Origin of the sequence: Halomonas sabkhae, assembly GCF_030409265.1 — a bacterium.
In the GTDB taxonomy this organism is placed as follows: domain Bacteria; phylum Pseudomonadota; class Gammaproteobacteria; order Pseudomonadales; family Halomonadaceae; genus Halomonas; species Halomonas halmophila.
Window position 1 is genome coordinate 1 of record NZ_JAUFPM010000027.1, and the last position, 1,160, is coordinate 1,160.

The 1,160-nt window shown below is 56.7% G+C and carries 2 protein-coding genes; both read left to right on the top strand.

Annotated elements, in window-relative coordinates:
* The coding region (locus QWY79_RS15765) for a transposase (protein ID WP_290274898.1) at positions 1-310 on the top strand (310 nt) is incomplete at its 5' end.
* An 11-nt stretch (positions 311-321) separates the two neighbouring features.
* On the top strand, positions 322-1,160 hold an 839-nt coding region (locus tag QWY79_RS15770), incomplete at its 3' end, for an IS3 family transposase (protein ID WP_290274899.1).

Here is a 1,160-nt window from a genome sequence, read left to right on the forward strand (position 1 = left end):
ACATACACGTCGGCGGTATACGCCCGAATTCAAGCGGCATGTGGTGCAGTGCTCCTTGGAAACGGCCGACTCACAGGCCGCTATCGCAGCCAAGTTCGACGTACCTGTCAGTGTTCTGGAGCGATGGAGGAGAAACCACGTGTCGACCACTAAGCAAAGCAAGAAGCCTGTCCCCAATCAGGGGCCTACAAAGAGCCAAAGAGACCTGGAACGGGAGAACCGTAAGCTCCGCAAGCAGCTGGAACGCAAGGAGCTGGAGGTCGAGATCCTAAAAAAGGCCGAAGAGTACTTTGCCAAGGGACTGAAGTAAGGTTCAGCTTCATCAGACATCACGCCAACCAGTATCCGGTCGCCGTGATGTGCAAGGTACTCGGTGTGTCTCGCTCAGGTTACTATCGGTGGGCCTCCAGGAAGCCATCCGCACGCCATCAGGCCAACCAGACCTTGTCGCGGTTTCTGCGGGAAGAAGCGGAGCGGCAGCATGATATCCCGGGCTACCGGAAACTGTGGCTGGCAGCTGTGCAGTCTGGGTACGTCTGTAGTCAGAACCGAGTGCATCGCTTGTTGCAACGCATGGGGTATCGCTCTGTGACAGCTCCTCGGCCCGGTTGGAGAAAGCCAAAGCCAAGCTTGCCGGCGCGCCCCAACTTGCTTAACCGGGGCTTCTGTGTCGATAAGCAGGACCATGTCTGGGTATCGGATATCACCCAGATCCGGTGTCAGGAAGGCTGGCTGTACATCGCCACGGTCATGGACCTGTATTCACGCCGTATTGTGGGGTACGACTGTAGCCCTCAGGTGGATGCCGCTTTGGTGAACCGGGCGATTAAAAAGGCCCTGAGCTGGCGGTCGGTCAAGAAAGGCAGCAGCCTGTTTCACTCTGACCAAGGCGGGCAGTATCAAGCTGAGGAAGTGCTGACGACCCTGAATAAGGCAGACTTTACGATCAGCATGTCTCGGCGTGGGAACTGTTGGGACAACGCCTGTGCGGAGAGCTTCTTCTCCTTGATGAAACGGGAGTGGCTGCACCATCTGGGCTTGATCAGCCGTCGTGAGATGAAAGAAGCGGTGCGCTATTACATCTGTGAGTATTATGATGGAATCCGTGCTCACGAGACTCTGGGCGGAGTGGCGCCCAGAGCCTATGAGTTAGCGGCTTG